General features: G+C 63.3%; 1 protein-coding gene and 3 pseudogenes. All 4 read left to right on the top strand.

What is annotated here, in order from left to right; all coding sequences use genetic code 11:
- A pseudogene (locus BZ163_RS00395) lies at positions 1-853 on the top strand (MMPL family transporter); the annotation flags it as partial.
- A gap of 7 nt (positions 854-860) precedes the next feature.
- Positions 861-2,638 (top strand): annotated as a pseudogene (locus BZ163_RS00390) (acyl-CoA dehydrogenase C-terminal domain-containing protein).
- Between the two features lie 17 nt (positions 2,639-2,655).
- Positions 2,656-4,299 carry a fatty acid--CoA ligase gene (locus BZ163_RS00385; protein ID WP_128869363.1) on the top strand — a complete coding sequence of 548 codons (1,644 nt, stop codon included), beginning with the start codon at positions 2,656-2,658 and terminating at the stop codon, positions 4,297-4,299.
- 55 nt (positions 4,300-4,354) lie between these two features.
- A pseudogene (locus tag BZ163_RS00380) lies at positions 4,355-4,749 on the top strand (enoyl-CoA hydratase/isomerase family protein); the annotation flags it as partial.

Below are 4,749 nucleotides of genomic sequence, written 5' to 3'. Positions count from 1 at the left end.
GAGGGCAACCCCAAGCTCAACAGCATCCAGCGCAACCAGGACGTGCTGAACTACGCCGCGCAGCAAGCCTCGGTCAACTCCCCGGAGTTGTTCAACAACGACTGCTCGCTGATGCCGGTGATCGCCTTCCTCAAGGACCACAAGGCCGAGACCCTGGACGCGTGGTGGCCATTGCCGACAAGTTCGCCAAGGACAACAGCACCCCGGACCGGCAGTTCCTGCTGGCCGCCGGCAGTGCCGGCATCGAGGCGGCGACCAACATCGTGGTGCGCGAGGCCAACCGCACCATGCTGTTTTATGTCTATGCGGCGGTGACGCTGTTCTGCCTGATCACCTTCCGCAGCTGGCGCGCGACAGTGGTGGCCTGCTGCCGCTGGTGCTGACCTCGATCCTTTGCGAGGCGTTGATGGTGGCCATGGGCATCGGCGTGAAAGTCGCGACCCTGCCGGTGATCGCCCTCGGCGTCGGCATCGGTGTCGACTACGCCTTGTACCTGCTCAGCGTGCAACTGCATCACCAGCGCCAGGGCCTGTCGCTGGGGGATGCCTACCGCAAGGCGGTCGCGTTCACCGGCCGGGTGGTAGGGCTGGTGGGCATCACCCTGGCCGCCGGCGTGGTGTGCTGGGTCTGGTCGCCGATCAAGTTCCAGGCCGACATGGGCATCCTGCTGACCTTCATGTTCCTGTGGAACATGCTCGGCGCGCTGATCCTGATTCCAGCCCTGTCGTATTTCCTGTTGCGCGGGCCCTCGCTGATCCGCGGTGCTGCCCCGGATGCGCCGGTGCTGCACGCCAGTGAGACCGACAACGCCAAACAACCGGGCATGCGACCTGCCCTCACACTGTCCGAGTAAGTCAAACATGTCTGAATACAAAGCTCCCCTGCGCGACATGCGCTTCGTGCTCGACGAAGTCTTCGAAGCCTCCAGGCTTTGGGCCCGACTGCCGGGCCTGGCCGAGGTGGTCGATGAAGAAACGGCGGCCGCGATCCTGGAAGAGGCCGGCAAGATCAGCGCCGCATCATCGCGCCGCTGCGCCGCAGTGGCGACGAACAAGGTTGCACCTGGGACAACGGAGCGGTGACCGTTCCGGCTGGTTTTATCGCGGCGTACCAGGCCTTCGCCGACGGCGGTTGGGTCGGTGTTGGCGGTGACCCGCAGTTCGGTGGCATGGGCATGCCCAAGGCCATTTCGGCCCAGGTCGAGGAAATGGTGACTTCGGCCAACCTGTCGTTCGGCACGTACCCGATGCTGACCGCCGGTGCCTGCCTGTCGCTCAGCGCCCATGCCAGCGAAGCGCTGAAACAGAAGTATCTGCCGAACATGTACGCCGGGGTCTGGAGCGGTTCCATGTGCCTGACCGAGGCGCATGCCGGCACCGACCTGGGCCTGATTCGCACCAAGGCCGTGCCCCGGGCCGACGGCAGTTACGCAATCAGCGGCAGCAAGATCTTCATTTCCGGCGGCGAGCACGACCTGACCGAGAACATCATCCACCTGGTCCTGGCCCGGCTGCCGGATGCACCCGCCGGCCCCAAAGGCATCTCGCTGTTTCTGGTGCCCAAGGTGCTGGTCAACGACGACGGCTCCCTGGGCGAGCGCAACACGCTGTCCTGCGGTTCCATCGAACACAAGATGGGCATCAAGGCGTCTGCCACCTGCGTGATGAACTTCGACGAGGCCACCGGCTGGATCGTCGATGCGCCGGGCAAGGGCCTGGCGGCGATGTTCACCATGATGAACTACGAGCGCCTGGGGGTGGGTATCCAGGGCCTGGCGCAGGGCGAACGCTCCTATCAGAGCGCCGTCGAGTATGCCCGCGACCGCCTGCAGAGCCGCGCGCCAACCGGCGCACAGCAACCGGACAAGGCCGCCGACCCGATCATCGTGCACCCGGACGTGCGGCGCATGCTGCTGACCATGAAAGCCCTGAACGAGGGCGGGCGGGCGTTTTCCAGCTACGTGGCCCTGCAACTGGACACCGCCAAGTACAGCGATGACGCGCCAACCCGCACCCGCGCCGAGCAACTGGTGTCGCTGCTGACTCCGGTGGCCAAGGCGTTCCTGACCGACATGGGGCTGGAAGCCACCCTGCACGGCCAGATGATCTTCGGCGGCCATGGCTATATTCGCGAATGGGGCCAGGAACAGTTGGTGCGCGATGTGCGCATCACGCAAATTTACGAAGGCACCAACGGCATCCAGTCCCTGGACCTGGCCGGGCGCAAGACCGTCGGCAGCGGCGGGGCGCTCTACCGCTTGTTCGCCGACGAGATTCGCCAGTTCACCGCCAACGCCGGTGCTGACCTCGGCGAGTTCAGCCAACCGCTGAACGCCGCCGTGGACACCCTCGACGAACTGACTGCGTGGCTGCTGGATCGAGCCCAGGGCAATCCCAACGAAATCGGCGCCGCCTCGGTCGAGTACCTGCAGGTATTCGGTTACACGGCCTATGCCTACATGTGGGCATTGATGGCCCAGGCGGCCATGGGCAAGGCAACCGAAGACGCGTTCTACACCAGCAAGCTGGGCACCGCGCGTTTCTACTTCGCCCGCCTGCTGCCGCGTATTCACTCATTGAGCGCTTCGGTCAAGGCCGGTAGCGAAAGCCTCTACTCGCTGGATGCAGCACAGTTCTGAATCAGGAAGGTACAACCATGCTGAAGACAAAAATAATCCCGCCAGCACAAGGCGCCTACAGCTACCCGCTGCTGATCAAGAGCTTGTTGTTGTCCGGGGTGCGCTACGAGTCTGCCAATGAAATCGTCTACGCCGACAAGCTCCGTTACAGCTACCAGACCCTCATCGAGCGCATCCATCGGCTGGCCAATGCGCTGACCGCGGCCGGCGTCAAGGCCGGGGATACCGTGGCCATGCTCGACTGGGACAGCCACCGCTACCTGGAGTGCTTCTTCGCCGTGCCGATGATCGGCGCGGTGCTGCATACCGTGAACATCCGTCTTTCGCCGGATCAGGTGCTCTACACCATGAACCACGCCGAGGACGACCTGGTGCTGGTGCATGATGATTTCCTGCCCATGATCGAGCAGATCCATGGCGAGCTGAACACCGTCAAGGGCTATATCCGGCTCTCTGACGACGCCGGGACCGGCACTGAATTGCCGGTGCTGGGGGAGTATGAAAGCCTGCTCTCCCAGGCGGCTTGCCATTACGATTTCCCGGACTTTGATGAAAACTCGGTGGCGACCCTGTTCTACACCACCGGCACCACCGGCGCGCCGAAAGGGGTGTATTTCACTCATCGCCAGTTGGTGCTGCATACCCTGAATGCCGTGGGCACGCTGGGCGCCTACCAAAGCTTTGCGCTGTTACGTTCCGACGACGTCTACATGCCCATCACCCCGATGTTCCACGTGCATGCCTGGGGCGTGCCCTATGTCGCGACCCTGATGGGCATCAAGCAGGTGTACCCCGGCCGTTACGAACCCAATAGCCTGGTGCGGTTGTTCCGCGAAGAGAAGGTCACCTTCTCCCATTGCGTGCCGACGATTCTGCAAATGATCCTTAACTGTGATGAAGCGAAGCAGACCTCTTTCGATGGCTGGAAAATGCTCCTGGGCGGCAGCGCCCTGACCCTGGGTATCGCCAGTCAGGCGTCCGCCCGGGGTATGCGCGTGCACAGCGGCTACGGCATGTCCGAGACCTGCCCGATGCTGTGCAGCACATACCTGCGCGGGTCGGAACTTGAGTTGTCCACACAAGCGCAATTGCCCCAACGCATCAAGACCGGCATGCCCATCGCGATGGTCGATCTGAAAATTGTCGATGCCGGCGGCAAAAGCGTTGCCCACGATGGCGAATCCCTTGGCGAGATCGTGGTGCGCGCACCCTGGCTGACCCAAGGCTATTTCAAGGAGCCGGAAAAGGGTGCCGAGCTGTGGCGCAACGGCTGGCTGCACACTGGCGACCTGGCCTCCATCGACGCTCGGGGCGGGGTGGAGATCAAGGACCGCATCAAGGATGTGATCAAGACGGGCGGGGAGTGGATCAGTTCCCTGGAGCTGGAGAACCTGATCAGCGAGCACGCGTTGGTCACCTCGGTCGCGGTGGTGGGCATTGCCGACGAGCAATGGGGCGAACGACCCATGGCGCTGGTGGTGTGCGAGCCCGGACAGTACGTCGATAAACAGATGCTCGAAGCGCACCTGCAACGGTTTGTCGAGCTTGGCCGGATTAACAAATGGGCGATCCCCAAGCAGTTCAAATTCGTCGCCGAGATTCCTAAAACCAGCGTCGGCAAGATCAACAAGAAGCTGATTCGGGAAAGCGAGTTGAGCTGACGGCGCCAGGCATGGCTGGCGGTTTCCACTCCTGTATCCGACCGAGAACACATCTATGGAAAGCCTGATTCATTATCGTTGCGAAGATTCCCTGGCCCTGATCGGCCTCCGAGGAGGTCCGGTCAATGCCCTTTCCCAGGCCCTGCGCGAGCACTGCTGGAAGCCTGCGAACGCGCCGCCGCGGACGCCAGGGTGAAAGCGATTATCCTCCATGGCGAGGGCGCGGTGTTCAGTGCCGGTGGCGACATCGGCGAGTTCGGCCAAGCCGCTTCGTCCGCCGGGCCGGGCCTGTCGAACCTGCTGGTGCGCTTGACCGAAATCGACAAGCCAATGATCGCCGCCATCGGCGGCCTGGCGTTGGGCGGTGGGCTGGAACTCGCCCTGGCCTGCGGCTACCGCGTGGCGGCAGCCGGCGTGCGCCTGGGCCTGCCGGAAATCAAGCTCGGCTTG

Source organism: Pseudomonas sp. VI4.1 (assembly GCF_002029345.1).
Classification (GTDB): Bacteria; Pseudomonadota; Gammaproteobacteria; order Pseudomonadales; family Pseudomonadaceae; genus Aquipseudomonas.
Note: the sequence above shows the minus strand (reverse complement) of the source record. Positions and strands in the feature narration are given on the sequence as shown.